At 71.8% G+C, this 25,445-nt stretch carries 17 protein-coding genes and 1 pseudogene; 9 read left to right on the top strand and 9 right to left on the bottom strand.

What is annotated here, in order from left to right:
• Window positions 1-204 precede the first annotated feature (204 nt).
• The gene (locus tag MOV08_RS04600; RefSeq protein ID WP_039629696.1) at window positions 205-2,049 is read left to right on the top strand and encodes a phospholipase C; all 1,845 of its coding nucleotides are present in this window, start codon (window positions 205-207) and stop codon (window positions 2,047-2,049) included.
• Between the two features lie 120 nt (window positions 2,050-2,169).
• Here MOV08_RS04600 and MOV08_RS04595 read toward each other — a convergent pair whose 3' ends face one another.
• Complete coding sequence (locus MOV08_RS04595) at window positions 2,170-3,228, bottom strand: PucR family transcriptional regulator (protein WP_275306404.1); 1,059 nt, start codon at window positions 3,226-3,228, stop codon at window positions 2,170-2,172.
• A gap of 279 nt (window positions 3,229-3,507) precedes the next feature.
• On the opposite strand from MOV08_RS04595, the gene MOV08_RS04590 reads away from it, so the two are divergent.
• Window positions 3,508-4,182 (top strand): TetR/AcrR family transcriptional regulator, encoded by a 675-nt coding sequence (locus MOV08_RS04590; RefSeq protein WP_052286512.1) that lies wholly within the window; start codon window positions 3,508-3,510, stop codon window positions 4,180-4,182.
• Between the two features lie 4 nt (window positions 4,183-4,186).
• On the opposite strand, the gene MOV08_RS04585 is transcribed toward MOV08_RS04590, so the two are convergent.
• Window positions 4,187-5,128: a PE-PPE domain-containing protein gene (locus MOV08_RS04585; protein WP_275306403.1), complete on the bottom strand. Its 942-nt coding sequence runs from the start codon at window positions 5,126-5,128 to the stop codon at window positions 4,187-4,189.
• A gap of 589 nt (window positions 5,129-5,717) precedes the next feature.
• On the opposite strand from MOV08_RS04585, the gene MOV08_RS04580 reads away from it, so the two are divergent.
• Entirely contained in the window at window positions 5,718-5,876 is a 159-nt protein-coding gene (locus MOV08_RS04580; protein WP_239009944.1) for a hypothetical protein, read from the top strand.
• A 95-nt stretch (window positions 5,877-5,971) separates the two neighbouring features.
• Here the strand turns inward: MOV08_RS04580 and MOV08_RS04575 are convergent, their stop codons facing one another.
• The 3 genes from MOV08_RS04575 to MOV08_RS04565 all read right to left on the bottom strand — a co-directional run bounded on the left by MOV08_RS04575 (window position 5,972) and on the right by MOV08_RS04565 (window position 9,226).
• Window positions 5,972-7,432 (bottom strand): flotillin family protein, encoded by a 1,461-nt coding sequence (locus MOV08_RS04575; protein ID WP_275306401.1) that lies wholly within the window; start codon window positions 7,430-7,432, stop codon window positions 5,972-5,974.
• 143 nt (window positions 7,433-7,575) lie between these two features.
• Window positions 7,576-8,085, bottom strand: a complete 510-nt coding sequence (locus MOV08_RS04570) for a hypothetical protein (RefSeq protein ID WP_275306399.1) — start codon at window positions 8,083-8,085, stop codon at window positions 7,576-7,578.
• Window positions 8,086-8,827: 742 nt separating this feature from the next.
• The gene (locus tag MOV08_RS04565) at window positions 8,828-9,226 is read right to left on the bottom strand and encodes a hypothetical protein (protein WP_275306397.1); all 399 of its coding nucleotides are present in this window, start codon (window positions 9,224-9,226) and stop codon (window positions 8,828-8,830) included.
• 246 nt (window positions 9,227-9,472) lie between these two features.
• Here MOV08_RS04565 and efeU point away from each other — a divergent pair, with 246 nt between their 5' ends.
• Window positions 9,473-11,764, top strand: a complete 2,292-nt coding sequence (efeU, locus tag MOV08_RS04560; RefSeq protein WP_275306395.1) for an iron uptake transporter permease EfeU — start codon at window positions 9,473-9,475, stop codon at window positions 11,762-11,764.
• A 143-nt stretch (window positions 11,765-11,907) separates the two neighbouring features.
• Entirely contained in the window at window positions 11,908-13,182 is a 1,275-nt protein-coding gene (efeB, locus tag MOV08_RS04555; protein ID WP_275306394.1) for an iron uptake transporter deferrochelatase/peroxidase subunit, read from the top strand.
• Window positions 13,183-13,214: 32 nt separating this feature from the next.
• Here the strand turns inward: efeB and MOV08_RS04550 are convergent, their stop codons facing one another.
• Together MOV08_RS04550 and MOV08_RS04545 are read right to left on the bottom strand one after the other, a co-directional pair.
• On the bottom strand, window positions 13,215-14,495 hold the full coding sequence (locus MOV08_RS04550) for an acyl-CoA dehydrogenase family protein (RefSeq protein WP_275306393.1): 1,281 nt from the start codon (window positions 14,493-14,495) through the stop codon (window positions 13,215-13,217).
• Window positions 14,496-14,778: 283 nt separating this feature from the next.
• Window positions 14,779-15,237, bottom strand: a complete 459-nt coding sequence (locus tag MOV08_RS04545; protein ID WP_039629685.1) for an RrF2 family transcriptional regulator — start codon at window positions 15,235-15,237, stop codon at window positions 14,779-14,781.
• A gap of 500 nt (window positions 15,238-15,737) precedes the next feature.
• On the opposite strand from MOV08_RS04545, the gene MOV08_RS04540 reads away from it, so the two are divergent.
• Window positions 15,738-16,649 (top strand): glutathione S-transferase C-terminal domain-containing protein, encoded by a 912-nt coding sequence (locus MOV08_RS04540; RefSeq protein ID WP_275306392.1) that lies wholly within the window; start codon window positions 15,738-15,740, stop codon window positions 16,647-16,649.
• 39 nt (window positions 16,650-16,688) lie between these two features.
• On the opposite strand, the gene MOV08_RS04535 is transcribed toward MOV08_RS04540, so the two are convergent.
• Window positions 16,689-17,939, bottom strand: a complete 1,251-nt coding sequence (locus MOV08_RS04535) for a cytochrome P450 (protein ID WP_275306390.1) — start codon at window positions 17,937-17,939, stop codon at window positions 16,689-16,691.
• Between the two features lie 543 nt (window positions 17,940-18,482).
• On the opposite strand from MOV08_RS04535, the gene MOV08_RS04530 reads away from it, so the two are divergent.
• From MOV08_RS04530 to MOV08_RS04520, 3 genes are all read left to right on the top strand, one after another.
• Window positions 18,483-19,019 carry a hypothetical protein gene (locus MOV08_RS04530; protein ID WP_275306388.1) on the top strand — a complete coding sequence of 179 codons (537 nt, stop codon included), beginning with the start codon at window positions 18,483-18,485 and terminating at the stop codon, window positions 19,017-19,019.
• A 154-nt stretch (window positions 19,020-19,173) separates the two neighbouring features.
• Entirely contained in the window at window positions 19,174-21,219 is a 2,046-nt protein-coding gene (locus MOV08_RS04525; RefSeq protein ID WP_275306386.1) for a hypothetical protein, read from the top strand.
• 168 nt (window positions 21,220-21,387) lie between these two features.
• Complete coding sequence (locus tag MOV08_RS04520; protein ID WP_039629676.1) at window positions 21,388-21,867, top strand: diadenosine tetraphosphate hydrolase; 480 nt, start codon at window positions 21,388-21,390, stop codon at window positions 21,865-21,867.
• Window positions 21,868-22,041: 174 nt separating this feature from the next.
• Here the strand turns inward: MOV08_RS04520 and rph are convergent.
• Window positions 22,042-24,655, bottom strand: a pseudogene (gene rph, locus MOV08_RS04515) (rifamycin-inactivating phosphotransferase).
• Window positions 24,656-25,445 lie beyond the last annotated feature (790 nt).

The raw sequence follows: 25,445 nt of genomic DNA, 5'->3' as shown, positions 1-25,445 counted from the left end.
TGGCGGGTCGCCCACCGCTCGCGTAATAACGGAGGCACGATCGGGTCGTTGACCTCATCGGTCAACAGACGGTCAAGCTTTGCCCTGGGATACCTGACCCGGTGTTCACCTTCGCGCCATGATGGCTCTGCCCCGCCGCCGTTCGCCCGGCAGAGCATCCGGCCGTACGGAGCAACCGCGACCCGCCCGGAGGATGAGAACCAGATGGCCATGAGGGGAAAGACGCACGTGATACGGACCCTGGGGGCCGTCACCGGAGCCGTGGCACTCGCCGCGCTGGGCGGCGGCGCACCCGCCCTGGCCGCCGGCGGTCCGCACCCCGGCACCCCCGGGACCGCCACCCCCATCAAGCACGTGGTCGTCATCTTCGACGAGAACATCTCGTTCGACCACTACTTCGCCACCTACCCCAAGGCCGCGAACACCGACGGGACGAAGTTCACCCCGTCCCCGAAGACCCCCCGGGACGTCGACAACCTGCGCACCGCCGGGCTGCTCAAGCACAACCCGAACCAGTACCTCCCCAAGCGGCTCACCCCGCAGCAGGCCATGACCTGCGACCAGAACCACGAGTACGGCCCCGAGCAGTACGCCTACAACGCAGGCAAGGCCGACAAGTTCGTCCAGAACACCGACTCCGGCAAGTGCTCCGGCGGCCTCTTCGGCGAGCCCGGACTGGTGATGGACTACTACGACGGCAACACCGTCACCGGCCTGTGGAACTACGCCCAGCACTACGCCCTCAACGACCGCTCCTTCGGCTCGGTCTACGGCCCGTCCTCCCCGGGCGCGATCAACCTGGTCTCCGGTCAGACCCACGGGGTGATCTCCACCGACCCGACCTCGGGCACCGAGAACCCCAAGCAGACCGCCAAGCCGGACGGTTACGCCGTCCAGTCGCCCGACGCCAAGGGCGTCGGCACGATGATCAACGACCCGGACCCGGCGTTCGACGACTGCTCGGGCAAGGACCACTCCAGCAAGAACGCGCTCGCCGCGATGCAGGGCCGCAACATCGGTGACCTGCTCAACACCCGCAACGTCAGCTGGGGATGGTTCCAGGGCGGCTTCCGGCCCAGCGCCCCGTGGGACGGCAAGCAGGGCCACTACGCCCAGTGCCGCGGCACCACCCACACCAACGTCGGGGGCGCCGCGGTCGTCGACTACAGCCCGCACCACGCCCCGTTCCAGTACTACAAGTCCACGGCCAACCCGCACCACCTGCCGCCCAAGAGCGTCGACGAGATCGGCCACGCCGGCCAGGCCAACCACAACTACGACCTGACCGACTTCGACGCCGCGCTGCGCGCCGGCAAGCTGCCGGCCATCAGCTTCCTCAAGGCCCCCGCCTACCAGGACGGCCACGCCGGCAACTCCGACCCGCTCGACGAACAGCACTTCCTCGTCGACCAGATCAACCACATCCAGCAGGCGCCGCAGTGGAAGGACACCGCCGTGGTCGTCGCCTACGACGACTCCGACGGCTGGTACGACCACGCCTTCGCCAAGCCGCGCAACGGCTCCAAGGACTCCTCGACCGACGCCAACGGCAAGTCCACCGACAGCCCGGCCTGCCAGTCCGGCCCGGCGGCCGCCGGCGGCTACCAGGACCGCTGTGGCCCGGGCACCCGTCAGCCGCTGCTGGTCGTCTCCCCGTACAGCAAGACCAACCACATCGACCACACCGCCACCGAGCAGACCTCGGTGATCAAGTTCATCGAGGACAACTGGCACCTCGGTCGGATCGGCGACGCCTCCTTCGACGCCCGCGCCGGCGCGCTGACCTCGATGTTCGACTTCCGGCACCCCAACAACAAGCAGGTGCTGCTGAACGCCGACGGCTCGGTCAAGTCCGTCGGCCCGATCCGCCCGGTCAAGCCGGTCCGGACCAGCATCACCCAGGGCGCCGCGATGCAGAACACCGCCGCCGTCGACGACCAGTCCGGCTTCCCGGTCCTGCCCGTCGGCATCGCCGCCGCCGCGGTCGCGGCCGGCGCCACCGGCACCTTCTTCGCGCTCCGGCGCCGCAAGGAGCAGGGCGCGGCCTGAACCGGGTGACCCCCGGGCCCGCATCCCCCGCGCCCGGCCGGACCACCGCCCACAGCGGCGGCCCGGCCGGGCGCGGCCATGCCGGCGCGGTTCTCCCGCCGCCGCCCGCCGCGACCGCGGTCACAGCTCCTGCGCGGGCCAATCCAACAGCCGGGCGCCGATCACGGCGGTGTGCAAGGTGTACCGGTGCACCGGATCGGCCGGATCCGCGCCGGTGAGCTGGTGCACCCGCGCCAGGCGGTAGGTCAGCGCCCGCACGCTCAGCGACAGGCGCCGGGCCGCCTCCGCCGCGACGCACCCCGCGTCGAAGTACACCGCCAGTGTCTCCAGCAGCGGCCCGGCCCCACCGCGCGCCTCCTGCAGCGGCCCCAGCGTGCTGCGCACCAGGTCGGCCATGGCCTGCCGGTCCCGGGTGAGGACCGGGTAGACCAGCAGGTCGGCGGCGTGCAGCACGGGATCGCCGAGCCCCATCCGCTCGGCCAGCTCCAGCGCGTTGAGCGCCTCCTCGTAGGACTGGACGATGCCCCCGGCGCCGCCGTGCGTCCGGCCCACCGCCACCCGGCCCCGGGTGGCGGCATGCGCCTGCCGCGCGAAGTACGCCAGCACCTCCGCCGGATCGCCCGGGGCGATGCAGATCAGCCGGCCCTCCTTCGTGGTCAGCAGCATCTGCCGGTCCCCGAACCGGCCCACCAGCGCCTGTTGCACCCGCCGGGCCACCGGGTCGGCCTCCGAGTACGCCACGGACCCCTCGGCCACCGCGACCGCATGGGCATGCGAGAGCCGCAGCCCGAAACGTTCCGCCCGCTCCGCCAGCCGGCCCAGGTCGCTGCCCCCGTACAGCAGGTCGTCGATGAACTCCCGGCGCGCGGCCTCCTCCTGGCGCACCGCGAGGTGCTGCGCCCGTTCGTAGCCGCCGGCCAGCGCGTCCACCGCCTGGGCCAGCGCCGCCAGCACGCTGTCGGTCGGCGCCGACGCGGTCCGCGGCCAGGACGCCCGGGTGACCGCGAGGTGCGCGTTGACCAGCGCCCGCAGGCTGTGCCCGGCCTCGGCGGCCCGTTCCCCCGCGGCGCGCCGCGCCTGGAGCTCCTGGCGATTGAGTCGGCGCCCGGTGTGCGCGACGTCCCCGAGGACCCCCGCATACCCGTCCACGAACTCCTCGGGCAGCTCCCGCCCCGTCACGCGTCCCCCACCCCTCGGTGTGTTCCTTTTGGCTTCTTCTTGACGCTTTCTTAACACTTCTTAACACATGAGGGGTGTGGGCCGTCCAGGCGAGCGGTTGCGGGGGAGCGGGGCGGGCCGTCGACGATCGTGCTGGTCCGCGGCCCGCGGAGGCGCTCCATGGTGCGACCGACCGCCGGAGGTCGAGCTTCCGCCGCGCGTCGGGCACTATCGGATGTCGGCCCGCGGTGATCGCCGGCCGGCGCCGTGCGCCCGAACCGACGCCACGTGGAGGCGAGAGTGACCGAGTCCCGGCGGAACGCCGCCCGGCCCGAGCGGTTGCCCAGCGGCCGCCACCACCTCAGCCGTGACGAGGTGGTGGCGTCGCAGCGGGTGCGGATGCTGACCGCCACCGCGGAGGTGATGAAGGAGAAGGGGTACGCGGGGACCTCTGTCGCGGACATCATCCGGCGCGCCGGGGTGTCGCGGGAGACGTTCTACCAGCAGTTCCGCTCCAAGGAGGACTGCTTCGTCCAGGCCCTGGACGCCGCCACGCACCAGCTGATGGGCCTGCTGGAGGCCGCCTGGCAGCAGCCGCCGGCGGACTCCCCGCGGGCGATGCCGTCCCCTCCGCAGCCCACCCCGGAGGAGATCTTCCGCCGACTGCTGCGCCGCTATCTCCACGCCCTCGCCGAACGGTCGGCCTTCGCCCGGCTGTTCCTCGTCGAGGTGTATGCGGCCGGGCCGGCGGCGACGGCCCGCCGTATGGAGTGGCAGTGCCGGTTCGCCGACGCCCTCGCCGAGATCTTTCCGGCGGGGGACGAGGACGATCCGGACGAGCGGCGCTTCGGCTGTGAGGCGCTGGTCGCGGCCGCCGCGCACATGGTGACGGTGCGTCTGGTCGCCGACGACGTAACGGGCCTGCACGCGTTGGAAGAACCGCTCGTCCGTCTCGCGGTACGGCTCCTCGGCTGACCGGCTAGCCGGCCGCGGGGAGCCGGGGGAACTGCGCCAGCCGGTTCCGGAGGTCGGCGGGCAGCAGCGACCCGACCGCCGCGCGGTGCCCGGCCAGCTGCTGCCGGCCTGTGGCGGGGGCGCCGTTGAGCAGCGTGTGCGATGTCCTGCGCGGGATCCGCAGCCCCGGGCCGCAGACCGGGACCTTCGGTGCCTGGCGGTTGAGCTGGTCGCCGCCGCCGGAGACGGCATGGGGGTTGATGGCGTAGCCGTGGTCGCCGGTGAAGTAGCCGACCACGCCGTTGACGAAGCAGGCCAGGTTGGTGAGCACGTTCTCGGAGTAGCAGATGCCGTCGTTGGTGTTGCAGAGCTCCTTGACCGTCAGATCGCCGAAGCCGCGCGGCCCCCTCATGGTCATGCCCGGCAGGATCGTCGGCAGGTTGGTCTCGATGCCGCCCGGGCCGCCGTTCGCACCGGGTCGCCGGGGGTCTCCGTAGAGCACGCCGTTGAGCTGGTCGTGCGGGACGGCGTTGCTGCCGGAGAGGGCGGCCAGCTCGTCGCCGGCGACGAGCGCGCCCTGCGAGTAACCGGCGATGGTGAGGTGACTGGCGGTGCAGGCGCCGTGGAACTCCTTGACCGCCGCGTCGAGTTTGGTGATGCCCTCGGCCACCGAGTCGTCCAGCGTCACGGTGTCGCCGGGATACGGGGCGATCGACGCCGAGTAGTGGATCTTCGTGAACGACACACCCTCGGGGAGGCTGGCGTTGCTCGGGTCGTAGACCGCGGCATCGCGATCCAGGTGGCCGCCGACCTCGAAGATCATGGTGTTCGGGCAGTCGGCGCGTGTCTGGGCCGGTGTCCGGGCCGGTGTTCGGGGCTGTGGGGCGGCCGCGAGGGCGTGTGGCGAGTTCAGTCCCAGCACGGGCAACGCTACGAGCAGCGCCAGGAACGATCGTGCCTTCCGCATGAGCACCTCGTCTCGAATTGGCTTGGGGGGAACGGGAGTTCCGGCCCAGTGCGTCGCCAAAGGTAGCGCCGGGCGAGGTTCTGCGAACAGAGGTGTTCGTGAAAGTACGGTGTGCGGGGGCGGCGCATCGTGCAGGCGGGAAGCGCGGCCGAGCAGTTCCTCGCCGGTCCGGTGGAACGAAGCGGCAGTACTCGGGCGGCGAGAGCCCTGGGAGAGCGCGGCGGCCATCATGGTCCGCAACGCCCTTTGACGCCTCGTCGGCGATTGTCGGGCGGCCCCGCCCGGCGACTGCGTGGTTGGTGGGTGTCGGCAAGACGGACGGCGCCGTCCTCGTGGATACGGGTGAATCCGGCGGTGCCACCACCGCGATGGAGTAACGCTGCGTGATCTCTTGGTTGTCGTGTCGTTACCGCGGTGAACCCGGCGCACGGTCGGGGCCGGACAGGAAGGAAGTTCCGTCGTGGGTAAGGCAATGCGTGTGGCCGCGGGAGCCCTTGGGGCCGGTGCGCTGCTGCTGTCAGCGGCAGGCACGGCCAGCGCGAAGGGGGGCTGGGGCGAGGGATTGCTGTTCGATCAGGACATTCGGTGCATGCCGTCGTTCAGCCTGCTGCTCCCGCCCACGGATGGTGGGTGCATCACCAACGTCTTCATCGACAACCACAAGAGGGTGGACCGGGCCAGCCAGCAGGCCGGTACCTACATCAGTGGCGGCGCCGCCGTGAGCGGCCGTGGAGGCGGCCGCCGCTGATCCGAGCGCCGCACCCTGGAACGCGATGTTCCGGTGCGCGCAGCGACGCCCGCGCTCCTGTCGGAGCGCGGGCGTCAACTTTCTTATGTGCAGGGTCAGTCGGTGACCTCGATCCTGCCGTTCGCAGCCGCAGCGGACGTGGCCGTCGCGGGGGCGGGAGCCGCGCCGCCGGTCCCGGTCGGACCATCGGTGCCCCCGGTCACCCGCTTCAGCAGGCCGGCCAGATCCACCCCCGAGACCGACCCGAGGAGTTCCACGCCCTGGGCGACGTTGTTCGCCACCGTGCGGGGCAACTGCCCGGCGCCGTCGGTGGAGATCACCGTCAGCTTGTCCACGGCGCCCAGCGGTTCGGACGCCTTCGCGACGACCTGGGGAAGGACCTCCACCAGCATCTGGAGCACGGCCGCATCGCCGTAGCGGGCGAAGGCGTCGGCCTTCTTGTGCATCGCGCCGGCCTCCGCGGCCCCCTTCGAGGCGAGCGCGGCGGCCTCCGACTCGCCCTCCAGCCGGACCGCTTCGGCGAGCGCGGCGCGGCGGAGCTTCTCGCCCTCACCCGTCAGCCGGGCCCGCTCGGCGTCCGCCTCGGCCTCCTTGACCTGCGCGATCCGGCGGGCCTCGGCCTCCTGCTCGGCCTGGTACCGGGCGGCGTCCGCGGGCTTGCGGACCTTGGTGTCCAGCTCCCGGTCGGTGAGCGCGGCCTGTCGCTCGGCGACCTTCTCCTGCTCGGAGAGGACCTCCTGCTGGCGCGCGGCCTCGGCCAGCGGGCCGGCCGCGTTCGCCTTGGCGGAAGCGGCCTCGGTCTCGACCCGGATCTCGGCCTGCTTGAGGTAGAGCGTCCGCTCCGCGACCGCGATCTCCTCGGCGGCCTTCAGCCGCGCCTGCTCCGACACGCGCTTGGCGTTGGCCTCCGCGATGTCCGCCTCCTGGCGGGCCCGCGCGGCCTCCGGCCGGCCCAGGTCCTCCAGGTACGAGCCCTCGGTGGTGATGTCCTGGATCTGGAACGCGTCCAGGATCAGGCCCTGCCCGGACAGGCTGGCCTCCGCCTCCTCGGCGACCTGCCCGGCGAACGCGGCCCGGTCGCGGATGATGTCCTCGACCGCCATCCGGCCGACGATGGCCCGCAGCGCGCCCGAGAGCACCTCCTGGGTGAAGCCGACGATGCCGTCCTGTTGCTGGAGGAAGCGCTGCGCCGCGGCCCGGATGGCGTCCTCGCTGCCGCCCACCTTGACGATCGCGACCCCGTCGAGGTTGGCCTTCACGCCGCGCAGGGTGACGGCGCCGCGCACCGCCACCGGCAGGTGCCGGCTGGACAGGTCCAGCGAGAAGCGCTGCTGGACGAACGGGATCACGAAGACGCCGCCTCCGACGACGACCTTCTGGCCGCTGTTGTCGACGCTGACCTGGCCGGTCTCCGGGTCGGTGGACATCTTGCCGCGGCGGCCGGTGATGATGAACGCCTCGTTCGGCCCGGCGACCTTGTAGCGCGTGATCACTACCAGGGCGAGCAACACGACGAGGACGACGGCGCCTATCACGGCGACAATGACTGAACTCATAACGAATCCCCCCTGCCTTCCTGGGGGTAGGCAGATCAAGGTGATGGTGTGCATGACCGGCCCGGCGGCGGGTGTGCCGGGTCCGGGGTGTGTAGGGGCGGGGCCGGGCCCGCATCAGCGTCGGGGCCAGGCCCCGCCCCCGCTCAGCGTTCGACGGGACGGACCGCCACCGAGGTGGACGAGAGGGAAGCCTCCACCCAGATCTCGGCGCCGCGGGCCACCGGGACCGCGCTCCTGGCCGACAGCTTCACGGGGTGACCGGCGAGCCGCAGCAGCACCTCGCCGTACCCGTCGGCGGGGATGGCGGTCACCACCGAACCGGCGGTGCCCACCAGGTCCTCGCGGCGCGGTGGCGGGTCGGTCCGGTCGCGCATCAGCGCCCGGCTGAACCGCCAGGTGGCGCCCCCGGCCACGACCCCGGCGACCAGTCCGGCACCGATGGCCGGACCGGCGCCCAGCCCGGTGCCGCCCCACACGATCGCGCCGGCGAACCCGAACATCGACAGGAACCCGGCGATGACCGGCAGGGACAACAGCCCGTCGAAGAGCCCGTCCAGCACGCCGCCGAACAGCCCCGCCAGCAGCCCGTCGAAGATCAACGACAGGGCGAGTACGACGATCCCGCCGATGCCGAGACCAAGAAACCAGGCCATGTGCAGCCCTCCCGCACTCGCTCATTCCGCCTGAACGGGGATGATCGTCACACGTGGCCGGGTCGTCGCACATTGCCGCATCCCGGCAATCTTTATGCGCTCTTGATGTGCAGCACCGCGCGCCGACCTGCCGCGACGGTTATTTCCGCTCTCGTTCGGCTCAGCTCTTGACTATGGGCAAAACGGGAGGAAACTGGACATTAACCAGAAAACCGGAGAGCCGCACCGTTGACAAAGACGTTTGTTGACAGGAGACCCTTGACGTGGCCCTGGCTAGGCCCCCGGAAGCCCCGCGAACCGGAGCCCCAGCGACGACTGAGGTAGATGGTGGCGATGCGGACTCCCGGGGACTGTGTTGTTCACGATGAGCGGAAGCGACGGAGCCCGGGGTTGTTGACCCCGGGCTCTCGTGCGTGCGAGCCCGCGCGTGTCCCCTGCGGCTGCTTCGCCGTCCGTGGTGAGCGGATCCCCGGTGGGCCGGTCGCCACGCCGATCGCCACGCCGATCGTCGTGCTGACGGTCGTGCTGATCGGCGACCTCGGTGGCGGGGCCTGTGCGCGTGGGGTGGCTGCTGCACGGCCACTGGCTTTGGGAATCCGGGGGCAGGGATCCAGGGGTCAGGGGGTACCGGATCTGAGTCCTGATGTGTCATCACATCGGCGTCGGGGGTGGCTCGTTCGGCGGGATGAGGGTGTTCCGCCGGAAGTCCGTCATGCCGCGGCGTCGACCGGGGGCTCGCGTTCTATCGACCGTCGCCGCAGGACTCGCGGGTCTTGACCACGGTGAGGGTGATCGCTCGGTGCGGCAGTGGGGTGCCTGGGCGGGGGTATTGGTCGCAGACCTTCCAGTTGCTGGGCCACAGCACGTGGCGTCTGGCGCCCCGACCGTCTCTGAGTTGGACCGCGGTGTCGTAGCCGAGTGCCTGGTAGGCGGTGACCAGGCCCCTGCCGCTGACGTGGGGCATGGTGCCGCCGTCGGCGTGTGCCGGACCCGCCGCGGCGAGGGTGGCCAGGGTGAGGGTCGCGGTGACGAGGGGGGACAGGAGGGTGCGGCGGATGGGGCCGGTGCGTCGGAGGATGCCGGCTCGCGTGCGCGAATTAGCTGAATTGTCCGTTGTGTTGGGGATGTGCGTGTTGTTCATGCCTGGAGAACGCGTGGAGAGGGTGGCGGTCACGACAGGGTGTGGGGTGGCTGGGGGTGCGCCGAGGCGGGGGCGGCGGAGTGGGGACCCCGTGTCCGGTCCGTGCGGGGCGCTGGCTAGGGTTGTTATCCCCTCGTGACTATGTGACTACAGGGATGTAGACATCTTCGGACCGCCTGACTAAGGTATGCCTTCGCTAACTGAGGTAAGGCATACCGGTGCGGTTGCGGGCCGGAGAGGACAACTATGTGGGACGACGCGTTTCCGAGCTTCTTGATCGGGTTGAGAGAAGGTCTAGAAGGCGGACTCATCGTTTCGATCCTCGTCGCCACACTTGTCCGGGCCGGGGCCAAGTCCCGTCTGCCGCAGGTGTGGACCGGTGTACTGGCCGCGATCGCAGTGGCCATGAGCTTCGGCGCGGTCCTCACCTTCACCGCCGCCTCGCTCTCGGCCACCGCGCAGGAAGCTTTCGGCGGCACGCTGAGCGTCATCGCGGTCGCGTTCGTCACCGCGATGGTGTTCTGGATGCGCCGCTCCGCGCGCAGCCTCTCCGGTGAGATCAAGGAGAAGGTCACCGGGGCGCTCGCCATGGGCTCGGGCATGCTGATCGTCACCTCCTTCCTGGCCGTGGGCCGTGAGGGGCTGGAGACCGCGCTGTTCCTGTGGACCACGGCGCGGGCGGCGGGCGAATCCGTCGGGCCGATGATCGGCGCCGGGATCGGGTTGGTCATCGCGGCGGGGCTCTGCTGGGGCCTCTACCGCCGGGTGCTCAAGATCAACCTCACCAAGTTCTTCACCGCGACCGGTGCCGTGCTCATCGTCATCGCCGCCGGTGTCCTGGGCTACGGCCTGCGGGACCTCCAGGAAGGCGGGGTCCTGCCCGGCAAGGCCGCGTTCGCCTTCGACCTCGGTCAGAGCATCGACCCCAACGCCTGGTACACCACCCTGGTCCAGGGCGTGTTCAACCTCATGCCGGCGATGACCTGGCTCCAGGTCCTCGGGTACGCGGCATACCTCGTCATCGTGATGACGCTGTTCGTCCGCGGAATACGGGCCACGGCGAAGCCGGCACCGGCGCAGCGGGTGGCGGAGGACAAGGCGGACAAGCCGGCGGCGGTCAACGCGGCGGCGGTCAAGGCGTCCGAGACGGGCGAGGCGGTCGACGCGGTCGAGGAGAAGGTCGTCGTCGAGAAGGACGGGGCCGTGGCGGAAGCCTCGGCGGAGGGTCCGGCTGATGGGACGGACGCCCCGGAGCCGGAGACGGAGCCCGAGTCGAAGCCGGCGTCCGAATCGGCGTCTGAATCGGGGTCCGAGCCGGGGTCCGAGCCTGCGTCTCCGGCGGATGCGGAGCCGGTGGCGGCGCCGGCCGGCGGGGGGCGGAAGCGGCCCGCGTGGCTGCTGCCGGTCGCCGTGGTCGCCGTGCCCGCCGTCGTCGCGGGCGGGATCGTCGCCTTCGGCAAGTCCAAGCCGGCCGGGGCGCCGACCATCGCGGTGTCCGAGAAGGAGTGCGGCAAGGGCTTCACCCCGCCCAAGCCGGGGCGCCAGACCTTCCAGATGCAGAACACCGGTGACAAGACCTCCGAGGTGTACCTCGTCGACCCCGCGACCAACGCGGTCTACGGCGAGATCGAGGGCCTGGCCCCCGGCACCACCCGCGACCTGGTCGCCACCATCGCCGGTGGTTCGTACGCCTGGCGCTGCGTCCCCACCGGCGGCAAGCCGGTCACCTCGGCCGCCGTACAGGTCAGCGGCGGGGGCGGCACCAAGGCCGTCATCCCGGTCTCGGAGGAGGACCTCGCCGGGCCGCTGCGCGCCTACAAGCAGTACGTCGACCAGGGGCTGGCCACGCTGACCGGCCAGACCCAGAAGCTCAGCGACGACCTCGCCGGCGGCGACCTGGACAGCGCGCGGACGGACTGGCTCACCGCGCACCGCACCTACTCCTCGCTGGGCGCCGCCTACGGCACGTTCGAGGACTTCGACAAGAAGATCAACGGGCGGGTCGACGGGCTCCCGGGCGGCGTGCACGACAAGGACTTCGCCGGCTTCCACCGGATCGAGTACGGGCTGTGGCACGGCGCGTCCGCCGACGAACTGAGCGGACCGGCCCAGCAGCTGCACGACGATGTGGTGGGACTGCGCAAGGCGTTCCCCACCCAGGACTTCGACCCCGGTGACCTGCCGCTGCGGACCCACGAGATCCTGGAAAACACCCTCCAGTTCGAGCTGACCGGCGACACCGACCAGGGCAGCGGCAGCAACCTCGCCACCGCCGACGCCAACCTCACGGGCACCCGGGAGCTCCTCGACGTCCTGCGCCCGCTGATCGCCAAGCGCGAGCCGCAGCTGCTGACGTCCATCGAGAGCGACATCGCCCGGATGCAGAAGCTGCTCGACGACGCCCACCACGACGGGACGTGGACGCCGGTCGAGAAGCTCGACGCCACCGCCCGCCAGCGGCTGAACGGGATCACTGGGCAGCTGCTGGAGCACCTGGCGCCGGTGCCGGACCTCCTGGAGATCCGCAAGTCCGCCTGACCCGCCCGCGGCCGGGACGCCCGGTGCGTCCGAGCGCACCCCGCCGGACCCACCGGGCGTCCCGCCCGAACGGCCACCGCACCACCCGCCCCACCCCGAGTCACACCGCACCACCCCACGCACGCTCCGAAGGGAACCACGAGATGTCCGCCGAAACGCCCGGTCCGCAGGGCCGCTGTCCCGCCGACCGGCGCTCGTTCGTGAAGACCGCGCTGGGTGCCGGCGCGGCCGGTGCGGTGCTGGCCGGCGGCGGCTTCGCGCTGAGCCAGAGCAACGCCGGTACGGCACGGGCCGCCGACACCGCCGACGCCGGGAAGGTGCCGTTCCACGGCGTCCACCAGGCGGGCATCCTCACCCCGCAGCCCGCCGCTGCCGCCTTCGTCTCCCTGAACGTCATCGCGGAGAACCGCAAGGAACTCACCGACCTGCTGCGGACCATCACCGAGCGGGCCCGCTTCCTGACCGCCGGCGGCGCCCCGCAGGACCTCGGCGTCGGGGCCCCGCCGTCCGACAACGGCATCCTCGGGCCGGTGGTCCCCGCCGACGCGCTGACCGTCACGGTGGGCGTGGGCGCCTCGCTCTTCGACGGCCGCTTCGGTCTGGCGAAGGCCAAGCCGCGCAAGCTCGGCCCGATGCGGACCTTCCCCAACGACAACCTCCAGGCCGCCGAGTGCCATGGCGACCTGTCGCTGCAGATCTGCGCGGAGCGCCAGGACACCGTGCTGCACGCGCTGCGCGACATCGCCCGGCACACCCGCGGCGGGATGCAGATCAAGTGGCGCATCGACGGCTTCCAGAACGCGCCCCGGCCCAGCGGCACCCAGCGCAACCTGCTCGGCTTCAAGGACGGGATAGCCAACCCCGACGTGGAGTCGGGGCGCGAGATGGACCGTCTGGTGTGGGTCGGCGACGGCCACGGTGAGCCCGCCTGGGCCACCGGCGGCAGCTACCAGGTCATCCGGATCATCCGGATGCTGGTGGAGTTCTGGGACCGGGTCTCGCTGGCGGAGCAGGAGAAGATGTTCGGCCGCCGCAAGGACACCGGTGCCCCGCTGGACGGCGCGGGCGAGTTCGACGTGCCCGCGTACCACAAGGACCCGCACGGCACCGCGATCCCGCTGGACTCCCACATCCGGCTCGCCAACCCGCGGACCGCCAAGACCGACGACTCCCGCATCCTGCGCCGCGGCTACAACTACGACCGGGGCGTCGACAACGTCGGCAACCTGGACATGGGGCTGGCCTTCTGCTGCTACCAGCAGGACGTCCTCCGCCAGTTCGAGGTCACCCAGGAGCGGCTGATCGACGAGCCCCTGGTGGACTACATCTCGCCGACCGGCGGCGGGTACTTCTTCGCGCTGCCCGGCGTACGGGACTCCGCGGACTGGCTCGGCCGGAGCATGCTGGCCGCCGTCTGAGCCACCCGCCGCCCGCTATCCGCCGCTGACCCTCAGATCCGCAGGGTCAGCGGCGGATGTGCTCCGTTGAGGTAGTGGTCGCCGATGGCCCGGAGGCTGTGCGCGGACGAGCGCTGGGCGGTCAGTACGCGGGCGTTGCGCCAGAACCGGTCGAAGCCCGGGTCGCCGCCGGCGGCGTCGGCGGTGGCGGTCAACTCCAGGATGCGGGTGGTGATCTGCAGCGCGGACTGGCCGGTGACCGCCTCGGCCGCGGCGACCAGCACCGCGATGTCGGCGCGCTCGTTGACGCCCAGCTCCTGGCCCATCAGCAGACCCCTGGCCAGTGCCTCGGTGGCCGGCTCCACCACGGCCGCGGCGGTGTGCGCGGCGGCGACCAGTTCGCCGTACGCGAGCAGCAGGTAGGGGTCGCCGCCGGGCCGCTCGGCATACGGGGCCGGGACGGCGTCCTCGGCCTGCCAGGTGCGCGGGGCGGCGCGGTTGAGGTCGCGGGCCTCGGCGAGCGCCCCTTCGGCGATGCCCAGCGCGACGTGGACGAGAGCCAGCCGCAGCGTCAGCGGTGCCAGGGTGGCGTACGGGGTGACGTGCTGCTCGTCGTGCGAGACGGTGCCGAGGATCTGCTCGGGCGGTACCGGCACGGCGTCGAAGGCGACGCTGCCGGCACCGGTGAGCCGCTGGCCCAGACGGTCGTGCGCCGGGTCGGTGGTGACGCCGGGGTGGGCCGGGTCGACCAGCGCGATCAGCCAGTCGCCGGTCTCGGCACAGGCGGCGCCGACGACCAGGCGGTCGGCGACGGTGACCCCGGCCGCGAACGACCGCCGCCCGTGCAGCAGATGGCCGCGACCGTCCGGGGTGAGGGTGAGGTCGGGGGCGGTGCCCGGGGCGGGCGGTTCGGCGTCGCTCGCCGGGTTGCCGGCGTCGCCGGCCAGCAGCCACTGCTCTTGCGCCACCCGGCGTTCGAGCGCGTCGGCCTGGTCCGGGGTGCCGAAGAAGCGGGCGCTCCAGGAGAGGGCGTAGTGGCGGGCGAGGAGTTCGCCGATGGAGCTGTCGGCCGCCGCGATCTCACGGACGACCCCGCAGGCGGTGCGCCAGTCGCTGCCGCCGCGGAGCGGGCCGGGCGGGGTCAGCAGGGCCGGTAGCCCGGCCTCGCGCAGCCGCGACAACTCGTCGAAGGGCGGCTTGCCGGCCCGGTCGCGGACCAGCGCGTCGACGGCGAGGTCGTCGGCGAGTTCACGGGTGACGCGCGGCCAGATCTCGTCTTCCGCCGGGGCGATGGCCTGCGGGGCGGCGGGGCGTGTTGCGGACCTCTTCGGCATGGCGCCGTTCACCGTCCTCCTCGGCTGGAACCGGGCTGCGCACCGGACTGCGGGGCCGCACCGGTCAGGATTTCCCAGTTTTCCCACTGGATTAGTAGGGAATTAGAACGACTGCATGATGCGACCTGAACTTCGCTCCGAGCAAGGTGTGTTCGAGGGGTGGACGGATCAGGGTCGCATTCCGGACGCGTACGCGAGGTCCGGCGGTGGTTTTCGCGTCACCGATTCGCTTCACCGGTTTGCGATACGGGTGCGCGTCACCGGGTTCCGATGCGCGTGCGCGTCACGGGTTCGTCCACGAAGCCGGGTCCTCGGTCAGTGCCGAGACTCGGCTGGGGAGTTCGGCCGACGCCACATCGGCCAGCGAGACGCCGTCGAGGATCTGGCGGACGTTGGCCCGCAGCGCCACCCACAGCGGCAGCAGGGACTCGGCGGGTCCGGTGTACGACAACTCCGGCGGCCGCACGCCCCGTACGGACACCAGCGGCCCGTCCACGACCCTGATCACATCGGCGACGCTGATCTCCTCCGGCGCCTTGGCGAGCCGGTAGCCGCCGTTCCCGCCGCGCTGGCTGAGGACCAGCCCGCCCCGCCGCATGTCGTTGAGGATGCCCTCCAGGAACTTGTGCGGGATGTCCTGGGCATCGGCGATGGCCTCCGCCTTGAGCGGGCGCCCGTCCCGGGCGTGCGCGAGTTGCAGCGCGGCGCGCACCGCGTAATCCGCTCTGGCTGAAATCCGCATGCCGGCATTATCCCCGAGGGGGAGAGGTGGAGGCGTCGGGCTTCGGCCCGGATCGGCCCGTCCTGCGGGGCGGGTGGGAAGCGCAGAGGGCGTGGGTGTTCGTCGCGCGGGGCATGCGTCGCGCGGTTCACCACCGGAACCGCGCCGGCGCACCACCCTTGACGCCGGCCGGTACCGCCTCGACACTCGAAGGCGGGAACCCTAGCGAACGGGTGGGAATCCATGGGGCACGCACAGCAGGACGGCGACCGCGCGGTACGCGCGGGCCGGCCGCTTCCCCTCCTCACCTCACGCCGACACATCGATCTGCTGCGCGTCTGCAGCGCCGCATAGTCCTCCCGCGGGGCGCCCACGCCCCGGTTCTCCGACGCCGCGCCACCCTCGCGGGCCCCGGCCCGTGCCCGGCGCCACCGTGCGGACGTCCGTCCACGCCCGTACGCGCCCGCCGCCAAGTGCCCGCCCGTACGCCCACGCACCGGACCTCGCACCCAGGGACTCGTATGACCTCCACCTCCGCCTCGGACGCATCCGCCGCCGAGACGTCCGCCGCCACCGCCACCGCGCCGGCCTTCCGGGGCCGCATCGGCTCCGACATGCGCAGCGGTCACTACCCCGTCCCCCACCGCTACCGCCTCTACCTCTCGCCCTCCTGTCCGCACTGTCTGGGCATCGCCATCACCCACAGCCTGCTCGACCTCGACGACACCCTCCCGGTGACGCCACTGCCCGCCGTCCCCGACGCCCCCGAGTGCGGCTACGCCGCGCTGCGCCCCCTCTACGAGGCCAGCGCGCACCAGTACCGTGGACCGGCCACCGCCCCGGTGCTCAGCGACGACTGGACCGGACGCATCGTCAGCACCCACGCCCCGGACATCCTCCGCGACCTCGCGGAGCGGTTCGGCACCCGCGGACCGGCCCTGTACCCGGACCACGCCCGCGACGCCATCGACGCCCTGGCGCGCCGCTGTGAGCAGGACCTCAACCAGGCCGCCCAACACGCCGGTGGCCTCGGCAGCGACCACCCCGGCTACGAGGCCGCCCTGGGCACCCTGCTCGGCACGCTCGCCTCACTGGAGCGACGACTGGCCGACCGCCCCTACCTGCTGGGTGACGAACTCACCACCGCGGACGTCCAGTTGTGGGTGACCCTGGTCCAACTCGACACCGTCCACCGCTGGCACCTCGACGCCGCGGCCGTGCAGCGCATCGCCGGCCACCGACGCCTGTGGTCCTACGCCCGCCGGCTGGCCGCCCTCCCCGCCTTCGGCCGACACCTCGACCTGGACGCCATCGCCCGCCGCCACCACGCCGGCTGCCGCGGCCAGGAGGCCGCCGGGGCGGCCGTACAGATCGTGGACTGGACGACGGCCCACACCCCCGAACGGCACGTCACACCGGCCACCCCGCACTGACCCGTCGAAGCGCTGCCCCGCCGGCCTGTCACCTCCGCCTCAGGTCGCCAGGCGCAGGGGCAGCGACTTCAGCCCGTGGATGAAGTTCGACACCAGCCGCTGTGGCGGTCCGGCCACCGCCACAGCGGGCAGCAGCGCGCAGGTCTCCTCGTAGAGCACCCGCAGTTGCAACCGGGCCAGATGCGCGCCCAGGCAGACGTGTGGACCGTCGCCGAAGGAGACATGGGGATTGGGCGAGCGCGCCAGGTCCAGTCGGCCGGGGTCGGCGAAGACCCGCTCGTCGTAGTTGGCCGAGCCGTGGAAGACCACGACCTTGTCGCCGGCGCGGATCCGCCGGCCGGCCAACTCGGTGTCCGCCGCGGCGGTCCGGCGGAAGCTCAGCACCGGCGGATGCCAGCGCAGCAACTCCTCCACCGCCGGGCCCACCGCGACCGCGCCGCCGCGCAGCGCGGCGTAGCCGTCCGGGTGCCGGGCCAGCGCCAGCAGCCCGCCGGGCGCGGCGCTGCGGACGGTGTCGTTGCCCGCGATGGTCAGCAGGAAGAAGAACATCTCCAGTTCGGGCACGGCCAGTTCGGGGTCGGTGGCGAGCACCGTCATCACGTCGTCGCCGGGGTACCGCCGCTTGTGCGCGGCCAGCTCGCGGGCGAACGCGAACATGTCCTGGAGCATCGCCGGGGAACGGGGGTCGGCGGGCCGGCCGTCCGTCCCGGTCGCCGCCGGGCCGGCCTCGTCCGGGTCCTGGTAGCCGATGACCCGCCGGGTCCAGTCCAGCATCAGCCCGCGTTCACCGGGCGGGACGCCCAGCAGATCGGCGAGGTTGAGCAGCGCGTAGTCGTCGGTGACGGTGCTGACGACGTCGCACCCGCCGTCGCCGGACCGCGCGGTGTGCACCGCAGTGGTCAGCAGCGCGCGGGCCCGCTCCCGTACGGCGGTCTCGAAGCGGTCCACCCGCCGTGGGGTGAAGGCCCGGCTGACCAGCCGCCGCAACCGCCCGTGTTCCGGCGGATCCTGATTGAGCATCATCCGCCGGATGAACGGCAGGTCGACGGGATCGGGGTCGCGGATCTGGGTGGCACCCAGCTGGGAGGAGAAGGTCCGGGCGTCCTTCAGCACCCGTACGACGTCGCGGTGCCGGGTCACCGCCCAGAAGCCGGGGCCGGCCGGCCAGCCGAGCACCTCCGGCTCGTCCTGCCAGGCCACCGGGTGGTGGTCGCGCAGCAGCCGATACGCGTCGTGCGGCAGGCCCTTGGCATACCGGCGCGGATGGAAGACGTCTGGGACTTCTGGCAACCGTGGGACCGCTGACACCTTCGGGACCTCCTGAAACTCCGGGACTTCCAGGTCCTCTGGGAGCTCTGTGTCCTCCAGGATTTCTGTGTCCTTCGGGATCTCTGGCGTGGTAGGGGTGGCTGGGGTGGTCGGGGCGTCTGGCTCGTCCGGCGGGAGGGCCGCTTCGGGGGTGTACGGCTCCCCGGGCCCGCCGATTCCCGCGGTCACCCGGCCGCCGTTCCGCCGCTCGCGGAGCTGGCGCCCATCGAGTGGCCGATCACCTTGTGCGGACCCCCGCTGTGCAGGGTGTGCGGGAGGACGAAGGAAGCCACGCGCTCTCCACCTCTGTACCGGGCCGGACACCGCCGACCACCGGACGGGACGATGCCGACCACCCTGACCGCCCCCACCCCGCCCCGCAAGGGCGCCGCGCTCCCATTCCCACTCCCGCTCCCACCACGGTTCCCGCTCGCCATGATGCTCCGTCACCGGCGTCGGTCGGCAACGCGGCGGGGCACGGAGGCACGGGGGAGGGGACTACTGCTGCTGACCGGGGCTTTCGCGGTGGCCGTCGAACCGGTTCACGGGGACGCGCAGGCGCAGGCCCGGCGCGCGCTGGAGTTCGCTCAGGAGTCGTGGCTGGACGGAGCCATCGTGGACCTGTACGGCCGCCCAGAGGACGGCATGACGGTGATCCGCAAGAAAGTGGCGGAGGGGCATTGGCGGCTGGAGGTGGATCTGGGTCGGCGTGGGTCGTTCGTCGTGCGGTGGCCGGAGCGGCGGCTCGAACGGTTCAGATGGGAGGAGCCGGACAGGGGCAGGGACGGGGGCGGGGACGGGTCGGTTGGCGGCGGCGGTGGGGTGTGGGCCGCGGGCCGGGCGCGGAGCGCCGGTGACCGGTTCGTCGGGAAGTGGTTCCCCGAGGTGCGGGCGGGCGCCGAGGTCACGGTCGTGCCGCTGCGGGATGGGCGGGGCGGTCACCTGCTGAGTTATCGGGATCCCGCGTCGGGGGGCGGGGGACCGGCGCGGCTGGAGGCGAGGGTGTCGCCTGGCGGTCGGGTGGTGGAGGTGACGGCGCACGGTGTTCCGAGGGTCGGCTGACGTGGCTGTGGCTGTGGCTGTGTCTGTGCCTGCGCTTGTGTTTGTGCCTGCGTCGGTGTCAATGCCGGCTCCGGCGCCTGTGCCGGGGTCTGTGCCTGTGCCGCGGACGAAACCCGTTCGTGGTCGTCCGAGGCCGCGATTAGGCTGTGCGTCCATGGAATCCGCAGGTGAGGGCCGCGTCACGTTCGACTGGCAGTCCGTGGTGTACCGCGACTTCGACGTCGATCTGGACGAGCCGGGCAGTCGAAGCGGGGCGGCTCTCGACGCCCTGCTGGACGACCTGGGTGTGCCGGAAGGAGAGGGCTGGGCGCTCGTCGGCGCGTGGGCGGAGCAGTTGTCCCGGGCGTTGGCGGCCGGAGTGCCGGAGCTGCTCCGGCGGCTCACCCACCCGGACGTGGCGGTGCGACGCATGGTGCCGGTGGTGCTCGCCTATGCGGCCGCTCCCGCCGACGCGATCGTCCCGGCGATCCGCGAACACAGCCTGCACGCCACCGATCCCGCGGTCCGGCTCGGGCTGTTGTTGGTCCTGGGTCGGTACGCCGACCGCCCCGACGTACGTGCGCAGCTGCGCCGTTGCCTGCGGGGCGAACCTGCCGCCGCGCTGGGCGCCGCACTGGGCCTGCTGCTGCGCCCGGCGCCGCGGCCCGGCGGGGCGCCGGCAGGTGTGGGCTCCGGCGCGACCTCCACGACGGACGGCGCCGGACCCGTTGAGGACGTGGTGGTCGAGGCGCTGACACTCTGCGGCGGTGAAGCCGGAGCGGCACTGGGGGAGTTGGCCTGGTGCGATCCGGAGTGGGCCGGCGCGGTGCCGTACGGCCCGGTGGACGCCGTCGACTCCTGGCTCGTCGGCGCGCCCGAGGTGCGCTCGCGCTGGCTGGCCCTGATGCTGGCGGCCCTGGGTGACGGCCGGCTGGACACCGTCACGGCGCGTGTCCTTGTCGGAGCCGCGGACCAGCTGTACTCCACGGACTCCACGCGGTACGCATGCCACGCGGCGGCCGTCGGGGCGCTGCTGGACCACCCCGACCCGGCGGTCCGGAGGGCCGCGGTATCGACCAACTACCTTCATGCATACGGCAGTTACCTCGATGCCCTGGCGGTGGCCGCGAGTGGCCCCGCGGCCCGGCGGGACCCCGAGGTGGCACAGGCGGCGTTGGCCCGGCTCGCCCGACGCGGCGACCGCAGGTGTCTGCCGGGCCTCCGGGAACGTGTGGCCGTGGGCACCGCAGGGGCCGAACTGCTGCGCCTGGCCGCGGCGTTGGCCGACGATCTGTGGCCGGCGATCCGGGAACGGCTGGCACAGGACCTCCCGGCAGCCGAGGTCAACGCGCTGCTCACCGGTACGCAGCAGTGGCGCGGCGGCGGCCCGGCGGTGCCGGAGGTGGTGGCCGCGCTGGAGCGGCTGAGCCGACGCATCGACGCCACGGTTTCGGGCGACCCGGACGCCCGCCCCCAGTTCGTCGAACTGGAGGCCGCGTCGGCGACCTGTGCGTTCCTGCGCAGGTGGGGGCTGGACGACGCACGGGCGCTGGCGGCGCTGCGGCGGGTCGCCGTGGGCGCCGACCCGGAGACCGGACTCGCCGCCATCCGCGCCCTGATGGGACAGAACACCTCGACGGACACCACGAAGCACTCCTCAGCGCACTCCTCAGCGCAGTCCTCAAGGCACTCCTCAACGGATTCCTTGACGGACGCAGCGGCGGACTCGGCCGACTCGGCCGACTCGGCCGCGGACGCGATGGCGTCCCAAGTCATCCCGCTCCTGCTGAACGTGCTGGCCCGCCGTCATCGGCCCGGCCGCGTCGTCGGCCGGCGCGGCTGGCGGTTCGACGACAACGCCTGTGGCTGGCTGGGCGAGTTGGGGAGGCGCGCCGGAGCCGCGGCGCCCGCGCTGCGCGGCATGCGCGACGACCCGGCGGAGGCCGGCGCCCTACGCGTAGCCGCCGCTGACGCACTGTGGCACATCACCGGGGACGCGACCGGCGCACTGCCTGTGCTCCGCCACTTCGCGAACCCCGGCATCGCCAGCGCCACCGCCGCCACCACAGCCACCGAACGTGCCTCCGTGGCCAACGAGGACGGTGACGACGCCACTCTGTCGGCACGGGCCCAGGACGCCCTCCGACGCATCGAGCACGAGATCGCGGCAGCCGGCCCGGGCGACGAGGGTGACGACGACCGGCCAGGCACTGCGGGCTGAGGCGGCGCCCGGGGGCCTGGCCACCACCCTGCATCGACCGGACAGGCACTCTCTCCGGCTCCAACCCCGGCCCTCCGCCACGCCCGTACCCGAAGCCGGAGCCCGCTCACTGCTCACCGCTCACCGAACGAAATCCGTCGTGGTAGCGCCACCAGGTAGGTTCTGATCATGGTTGATGACTGGCGGATGGACCGGATCGGCAGTGCCCTGAGGGGCGAGAACCCCACTGTGCTCCGGCGCTTGGACGCAGGGTTCGCAGTGATCGGAGATGTGCAGTTTCTGCCGGGCTACTCGGTGCTCCTGGCGGATGACCCCGCAGTGGAGAGGCTGTCGGACCTCACCAAGCACAAGAGACTGGCCTTCCTGTCCGACATGGACCGGCTCGGAGAGGCAGTCGAGCGAGCCTCCCGTCGCATGGACACAGCCTTCCGGCGGGTCAATCTTGAGATCCTTGGCAACACCGACGGGTTCTTGCACGCGCATGTCTGGCCACGGTTCGAGTGGGAGCCGATCGACTTGGTGAGCAAGCCGGTCTGGCTCTACCCCCACGACAGTTGGACCGACGAACAGTTCGCACTCGGGCCGCAGCACGACGCGCTGCGCCAGGCCATCGGGGACGAGCTCGACGGTCTGCGCTCGGCGAACTGACAGCAGTTGATCGGGAAGCGGCCTTGCTTGAGCACGCGGTGGAGGTCGGGCGTGCCGCACGTCGCACGTCGATGTCCACCTCGACGTTGTCCACGGCTTCCACGTTCTCACAGGCATGCCTGGCGTCGTTCAGTCGGAAGTCACGCAGGGCTTGGGGCTTCACGGTGTGGTCGGTCAAGGCAGGATCTCGACGTACCCGTCGGTTCCGTGCACGCGGATCCGCTGCCCGTCCCGGATCAGCCGGGTGGCCTGCTCCACGCCCACGACCGCCGGCAAGCCGTACTCCCGGGCGATCACCGCGCCATGGGTCATCAGGCCGCCCACCTCCGTCACCAGGCCCGCGATGCCGACGAACAGCGGCGACCAGCTGGGGTCCGTGAAGGTCGTGACCAGGATGTCGCCGGCTTCGAGATCGGCCTGCGCCATGTCGAGGATGACGCGGGCTCGGCCCTCGACGGTCCCGACGGAAACCGGTAGACCGGTCAGGGCGCCGGCCGGCACGTCGTCGCGCCGGTACGCCCCGGTCAGGGCCTCACCGTCCGAGGTGAGCACCCGGGGCGGTGTGAGCGCGTGGTACGAGCGGAACGCGTCCTTGCGCTGCTGGATGAGTCGGCCATCCACGTGGTTCGAGCGCACGACGTCGTGGAGTTCCTGGAAGGTGAGGTAGAAGATGTCGTCCTTCTCAGGAAGCACGTCGGCCCGCACGAGGCGCTCGGCCTCCTTCAGCAGGGCCTGCTTGTAGACGAAGTAGCGGCTGATGATGCCGTACTTCGGGTACTCCCGGTACCCGATGAAGGTTCTGACCCGGTCGATCATCCGCTTGGTCTCGTCGGCTTTCTGGTCCCCGTCCGGCAGGGCCCGCAAGCGCGACAGCACGTCCTGTTCCTTCTTCTGGGCCTTCTGCCGCCCTTGCTCGAAGCGCCGCTCGGCGGCGCCCGGCTCGAAGTTCCTGACGTTGTCGAGGATCACGGGCACCAGCGTGGTGGGGCGCTCGCGCCAACGTGGCCTGGTGATGTCGATCTCACCGACGCAGCGCATGCCGTACCGGTCGAGGTAGCCCTCGATGGCGGCGCGCGCTTCGGCCCCGCCCGCGCGCTTCGCCAGCCCGTCCAGGAAGTCCTCGTCCTCGACGCCCTGGAGGAACGCCACCACCTCCGGCCGCGCGCGGATCACGTCCGCGACGTCGAGCAGCGCCAGTCCCATTTCGGAGGTGATGTTGTCGGGGGCGGACAGCGTGAGCGTGTCAGCGACGTTCTTCTCGCCCAACCACTCCTGCAGCTTGTCGTTGAGCCACCATGTGGCCTCCATCCCCGCCATGATCGCCCGGATGTTCAGTGGATCACTGAGCACGCGCTTGTGCTCCTCGAAGGCCGCCAGCAGGAAGTCGAACAGCGCCGGTCCGGTCTTCGTCCGGATGCCGCGCTCCAGGGCGGCGACGGACTCCCGGCTGCGCCCGATCAGCTCGGTGACGATGGCCGGATCGGTCGCGATCGGGGTGGGCGCGCCGCTGGCCGGCGGCCCGCCGGACTGCGGCCTGCCGGGAGGGGCGTCCGGGAGCGACGGGACGAAATCGTCGTGGCCGAGGACGGTCTCCAGAGCGTCCCTGACCAGCGGATCGCCTCTCCCCATGACGTCCAGGAGGGCGGCGCGGCTCGTGGGCGAGGCCAGGCGCCGGGTGACGTCGACGAACAGCCTGCCGCCGGCCTCGTGCATCGGCACCATGGCCGTCAGCTGCCACATGGAGAGCCCCAGGGGCTTCATGGGGTCGGTCATCATCTGCTGATGACCGACGGAGACATAGACGTGATTCTCCTGGTCGCCGGCCTCGGGGACGGGGAACAGCGTCGTGATCGGCCGGCTCTGAACGATCTGGAAGCCGTCGTCGACCAGGCACCATTCGATGTCCTGCGGGCGGCCGAAGTGCGCCTCGATCCGCCGACCGAGCTGTACGAGCCGCAGGACCTGCGCATCCGTCAGCGCCGGCTGCTCCTGCCGCTGCGGGGCGATCGCCACTTCCTGCGTACCGCCGGCCGGCAGGGCGTGAACGGCACGCGTTTTGGCGGCGATCGCCTTGGCGACGACTTCGCCCTGCCGCACCGTGAAGACGTCCGGGTTCACCAGGCCGGACACCAGGGCCTCGCCGAGGCCGAAGCCGGCGTCCACGGTGGCGACCTTCCGGTTGCCCGTGACGGGGTCGGCGGTGAACAGGATGCCGGCCGCATGCGGGAAGACCATCTGCTGCACGACCACGGCCATGTGGACCGTACGGTGGTCGATGCCGTTCCGCTGGCGGTAGGTCACGGCCCGCTCGGTGAACAGCGAGGCCCAGCACCGGCTGACGTGCCGGAGGACGGACGCCGGGCCCACGACGTTCAGGTAGGTGTCCTGCTGGCCGGCGAACGAGGCCGTCGGCAGGTCCTCTGCCGTCGCGCTGGAACGGACGGCGCAGGCAGCCTGCTCGCCGAGCCGGGCGAGCGCGCGGGTGATCGCCACCGAGATGTCGTCCGGGACGGCGATGGCTTCGATGGTCCGACGAATCTGCGCGCTGAGCGTGCGGATCGCCTCCCGGTCGTCCGGTTCCACGCGCGACAACTGATCGAGCCGGTCGTCGATCGACGGCGCTTGCGCCAGGATCCGCCGGAAGGCGTCCGTCGTCACACAGAAGCCCCCCCGGCACACGGATGCCTTCGACCTGCGACAGCTCGCCCAGGTGCGCGCCCTTGCCACCGACGGCCGCAATCTGCTTCTCGTCGACCTCTCGAAGGTCCCACACGTACTGCTCGATCACTGCGATACCTCCGAGGCAGCCGCGCTCCGTCGCACTGCGGTGGCCGATCGCATCACCGGCGCCGCCAGATCTGTCGAATCCCCTGTCGGGCACGTCCTCATCCCCGGGTGTCGTCCCCTCGACGAGTCGGCCGGCCGCTCCGCCCTCCCGGGTGCGCACCCCCGCACCTCCGCCCCGAGCGCCCACGACCGCACGGCCGGTCCCACCACCGGTCCGGCGTCACCGCGTCCTCCACGCGTCGACAACAACACACGCACGTCGTGCCTCCATCTCCGCAGGTTTGCGGCATCGGCCGACGATTCTGCGCCATGACCGGGGCCTTGCGGCAAGCCCCCCAGTGCGCTATACGTTGAGAGTGGCAAGGAGAGGTTTCTCCTTGCCTTTGCTTTTTCCGCCCAAGGGAACCGACGGGCTTCTCGCGGAGCGGTGGAGCGCCGCGTACGGCTGCCGCCCCTCGTCTTGCTTGTGCCCACCGAGCTTCCTGCCGGCTCCCGCGGCGACCGGTCGCCCAGCGACAGCGCTGTCGTCCACCGGATCCCGGCTGCTCCGCTCCTTCACGGCGATTTCATCGGCTGCTCCTAACCTGTGGATCCTCGGGCACGCGCTACGGGGAGGGGAGCTGTTCGACCAGACCGCGGCTCCGCGCATCGGCGTTGGGGATGCTGATGCGCCGGGATGGCACGCGCCTGCAGAACTGGTGACGACCGTCCCCACCCCAGAACCATGGCCCGACCGAAGTTGGCGAGGCAGCGCGCAGCCTCAGCTGTCCGGCGTGCTGCGGGAAGGAGCG

Origin of the sequence: Streptomyces yunnanensis, assembly GCF_029011865.1 — a bacterium.
Lineage (GTDB): Bacteria > Actinomycetota > Actinomycetes > Streptomycetales > Streptomycetaceae > Streptomyces > Streptomyces yunnanensis.
This window is presented reverse-complemented; position numbering and strand designations above follow the sequence as displayed.

What these genes read in the sequence shown, in the direction of transcription:
- MOV08_RS04600 (WP_039629696.1), top strand. Translation starts at nt 205, where the DNA reads ATGGCCATGAGGGGAAAGACGCACGTGATACGGACCCTGGGGGCCGTC.
- MOV08_RS04585 (WP_275306403.1), bottom strand. Translation starts at nt 5,128, where the DNA reads ATGCGGAAGGCACGATCGTTCCTGGCGCTGCTCGTAGCGTTGCCCGTG.
- MOV08_RS04580 (WP_239009944.1), top strand. Translation starts at nt 5,718, where the DNA reads ATGCCGTCGTTCAGCCTGCTGCTCCCGCCCACGGATGGTGGGTGCATC.
- MOV08_RS04575 (WP_275306401.1), bottom strand. Translation starts at nt 7,432, where the DNA reads ATGAGTTCAGTCATTGTCGCCGTGATAGGCGCCGTCGTCCTCGTCGTG.
- MOV08_RS04570 (WP_275306399.1), bottom strand. Translation starts at nt 8,085, where the DNA reads ATGGCCTGGTTTCTTGGTCTCGGCATCGGCGGGATCGTCGTACTCGCC.
- MOV08_RS04565 (WP_275306397.1), bottom strand. Translation starts at nt 9,226, where the DNA reads ATGAACAACACGCACATCCCCAACACAACGGACAATTCAGCTAATTCG.
- efeU (WP_275306395.1), top strand. Translation starts at nt 9,473, where the DNA reads ATGTGGGACGACGCGTTTCCGAGCTTCTTGATCGGGTTGAGAGAAGGT.
- efeB (WP_275306394.1), top strand. Translation starts at nt 11,908, where the DNA reads ATGTCCGCCGAAACGCCCGGTCCGCAGGGCCGCTGTCCCGCCGACCGG.
- MOV08_RS04550 (WP_275306393.1), bottom strand. Translation starts at nt 14,495, where the DNA reads ATGCCGAAGAGGTCCGCAACACGCCCCGCCGCCCCGCAGGCCATCGCC.
- MOV08_RS04545 (WP_039629685.1), bottom strand. Translation starts at nt 15,237, where the DNA reads ATGCGGATTTCAGCCAGAGCGGATTACGCGGTGCGCGCCGCGCTGCAA.
- MOV08_RS04540 (WP_275306392.1), top strand. Translation starts at nt 15,738, where the DNA reads ATGACCTCCACCTCCGCCTCGGACGCATCCGCCGCCGAGACGTCCGCC.
- MOV08_RS04525 (WP_275306386.1), top strand. Translation starts at nt 19,174, where the DNA reads ATGGAATCCGCAGGTGAGGGCCGCGTCACGTTCGACTGGCAGTCCGTG.
- MOV08_RS04520 (WP_039629676.1), top strand. Translation starts at nt 21,388, where the DNA reads ATGGTTGATGACTGGCGGATGGACCGGATCGGCAGTGCCCTGAGGGGC.